Source organism: Pseudomonas sp. SDO55104_S430, from assembly GCF_054070595.1.
On record NZ_JBSVXG010000402.1, the window covers coordinates 1 to 2,774 of the forward strand.

A 2,774-nucleotide genomic window follows, 5' to 3' on the forward strand; every position below is an offset into this window, starting at 1 on the left:
CGTAAAACCTGTGTACCGGATCTGTCTGACGGACCGCGGTGCCTGATTTCACGACTGCTTCGCAGCCGGACGCAGGCTTCGCCAGCTGCTACAAGGGCTTCGCAAGGCGTCAATTCGCCGGCCGCCATTTGACGTTTTCCACGCCGAACTTCTCCGCCATCGGTTTGCTGGTCTTTTGCACCTTCTCGCGGCCGAAGCGCGGAATCCGGCCCACGCCCGCGTCGCAGCTTGCCCAGTGCCAGGCCTCGGCGTTGTCCATTTTTTCCAGACGGATAATGAACGACTTGGGTGCGCCATGAAGGGTGTACTCGATGACGAAAAGTTTTGCGTTGATCATATGGCCCGTATTCCTCCCTGTTGTACTTAGAGGGATCGCTCACCAGGCGGAAAATTCCGTCGGAGTGTCCAGCGGATGCACTGGCTGGCGGGCTTTTCGGCGCCTCGTTACCATGTGTTTCCACCAAACCCAATGATCATTGACCATGGCCCTCGCCGTCCCGCCTGATTTGAGTGATACCGATGTGCCCGTGCAACCGCTGGCGCGGACCTATCCGCGCGGGTTGTTCATCGAGCCGCACGAGCATGTCTGGGGGCAATTGCTGTATGCGATGAGCGGGGTGATGTGGGTCGAGACGCCCAACGAGGCGCTGGTGGTGCCGCCGCAACGGGCGGTGTGGCTTCCGCCCGGCGTGCCCCACGGGATTCGCGTGGTCTCGGATTTGCAGATGCGCAATATCTACCTGCGGCCCGCGCTGGCGGCGACCCTGGACAGCAGCGTGCAGGTGATCGAGGTGGGCGGGTTGCTGCGCGAGTTGATCGTCAGCCTGGTGGAGCAGGGCGATGACGGGGCGCCGGAGTATTACGAGGCGCTGGTCGGGTTGGCCTTGCTGGAGCTCAAGCGCGCCCGGCGCTCGCGGATGAAGATCCCGCTGCCGGATCACTCCGACCGGCGTTTGATGAACTTGTGTCAGGCGGTCATGGCCCAGCCGTCGCTGGATATTCCCTTTGAACATCATGCGGAAAACGCCGGCGCCAGCGTGCGGACCCTGGCTCGGTTGTTCAAGGATGGGCTGGGCATGGGGTTTGCCCATTGGCGGCGGCAGGTGCAATTGGCAACGGCTGCGGCGGAGTTGATCCAGGGTGTGCCGGTGAGTGTCATTGCGAGGGAGTTGGGTTATTCGCCGAGCAGTTTCAGCGACATGTTCCGGCGGGAACTGGGTGTCGCGCCCTCCCAATTCCATACCGCTTCCTGAACCCGACACCCACCTCAAACTGAACCTGATCCTGTGGCGAGGGGGCTTGCCCCCGTTGGGTCGCGAAGCGGCCCCAAAAGATGGGACTGCTGCGCAGTCCAACGGGGGCAAGCCCCCTCGCCACACAAGCCCGCTCACCACAATGTTCTCATCGCCTGTTCGATATGGGCAGGGGCAAGGCTGTTTGGCGCAAATTCAGAAGTGTTTGGCCGGTGCCCGGATTCACGGCTCCCTAGACTGGCGGCATCTCTCATCTGCCCCACGGAGTCTGCCATGAGCTACTTCATTTCGCTGGTCATCGGCCTGGGTGTCGGTCTGTTGTACGGCGCCCTGGACTTTCGTTCCCCCGCACCACCGGCCGTCGCGCTGATCGGTCTGCTCGGCATGCTGGCCGGCGAGAAGCTGTGGCCCATGGGCCGGCAGCTGGTGGCTGGCTGGATCTCCTGAATTCCCTTTGTCGATTGGAGCAACACCTGATGAAAGCACTGCAGTTCGATAAAACCGGCGATCTCTCGGCCCTGCGCTACGTCGATGTGCCCACTCCGGTTGTCGGCGCCGATGAGGTGCTGGTGCAGATCAAGGCTGCGGGCCTGAACCCCAGCGACGTGAAGAACGTCCTCGGGCGTTTTCCCTACACCACGCTGCCACGCATTCCGGGGCGCGATTTTGCAGGCGTTGTCGTCGAAGGCCCACAGGCGCTGATTGGTCAGGAAGTCTGGGGCACCGGCCGCGAACTGGGTTTTTTCGCCGATGGCTCCCACGCGCAATTCGTCAAACTGCCGGCCAATGGTGTGGCGCACAAACCCACGCACCTGAGTTTCGCCCAGGCCGCCAGCCTCGGCGTGCCGTACACCACGGCCTGGGATGCGCTGGAGCGCAGTCTGGTGACGGCGCAAACCCGTTTGCTGGTGATCGGCGGCGGGGCGGTGGCCACTGCGGCACTGGCGCTGGCAAAAGTCCGTGGCGCGCAGATACTGGCGGCCGCGCGCCGGCCGGAGCAGGTCAAGGCCTTGCAGGATCAGGGTTATCAGACCCTGCAACTGGACAAGCCTGAGGACCTCGGCGCACAGGTGAATGCTCTGTTCAGTGGCGGTGCCGATGTGATTTTCGACACCACGGGCTTCTGGCTGCCGGCGTCCGTTGCGGCACTGGCCACCTTCGGCCGCATCGCCATCATCGCCGCGCCGGTGGACGGCATGGTGCAGTTGCCGGCCCTGGGGCTGTATCGCAAGGGCGGTTCGGTGGTGGGGATCAATTCGCTGCTGTACGGGGTGCAGGCTTGTGCGGCGATGCTGGATCAGTTCGGCAGGTTTTTCGATGAGGATCTGTTGCCGCTGCCTCAGGGGCTGGTTGAATCGCCGTTGGCCGAAGGGTTGGCGCGGTATGCCGAGGTGAATGAGGGTGGCAGTGACAAGGTCATTCTTATTCCCTGATTTTCGCCACACCGCCTGACCATTGTGGGAGCGGGCTTGCTCGCGAAGGCGTCGTGTCAGTCGATGAATTTGCAGGCTGACACACCGC

General features: G+C 62.9%; 4 protein-coding genes. 3 read left to right on the forward strand and 1 reads right to left on the reverse strand.

Annotated features, from left to right (window positions below; translation table 11 throughout):
• Positions 1 to 109: 109 nt before the first annotated feature.
• Positions 110 to 337: a DUF6555 family protein gene (locus ACW9JE_RS30090; RefSeq protein WP_224540271.1), complete on the reverse strand. Its 228-nt coding sequence runs from the start codon at positions 335 to 337 to the stop codon at positions 110 to 112.
• 145 nt (positions 338 to 482) lie between these two features.
• Between ACW9JE_RS30090 and ACW9JE_RS30095 the strand changes: the two genes are divergently transcribed.
• The 3 genes from ACW9JE_RS30095 to ACW9JE_RS30105 all read left to right on the forward strand — a co-directional run bounded on the left by ACW9JE_RS30095 (position 483) and on the right by ACW9JE_RS30105 (position 2,686).
• Positions 483 to 1,253 (forward strand): AraC family transcriptional regulator, encoded by a 771-nt coding sequence (locus tag ACW9JE_RS30095; protein WP_457434832.1) that lies wholly within the window; start codon positions 483 to 485, stop codon positions 1,251 to 1,253.
• A 273-nt stretch (positions 1,254 to 1,526) separates the two neighbouring features.
• A complete protein-coding gene (locus ACW9JE_RS30100) occupies positions 1,527 to 1,700 on the forward strand; it encodes a DUF1427 family protein (RefSeq protein ID WP_110963981.1) in 174 nt (57 codons plus the stop codon).
• Positions 1,701 to 1,729: 29 nt separating this feature from the next.
• Positions 1,730 to 2,686: a quinone oxidoreductase family protein gene (locus tag ACW9JE_RS30105; protein WP_457434833.1), complete on the forward strand. Its 957-nt coding sequence runs from the start codon at positions 1,730 to 1,732 to the stop codon at positions 2,684 to 2,686.
• Positions 2,687 to 2,774: the final 88 nt, after the last annotated feature.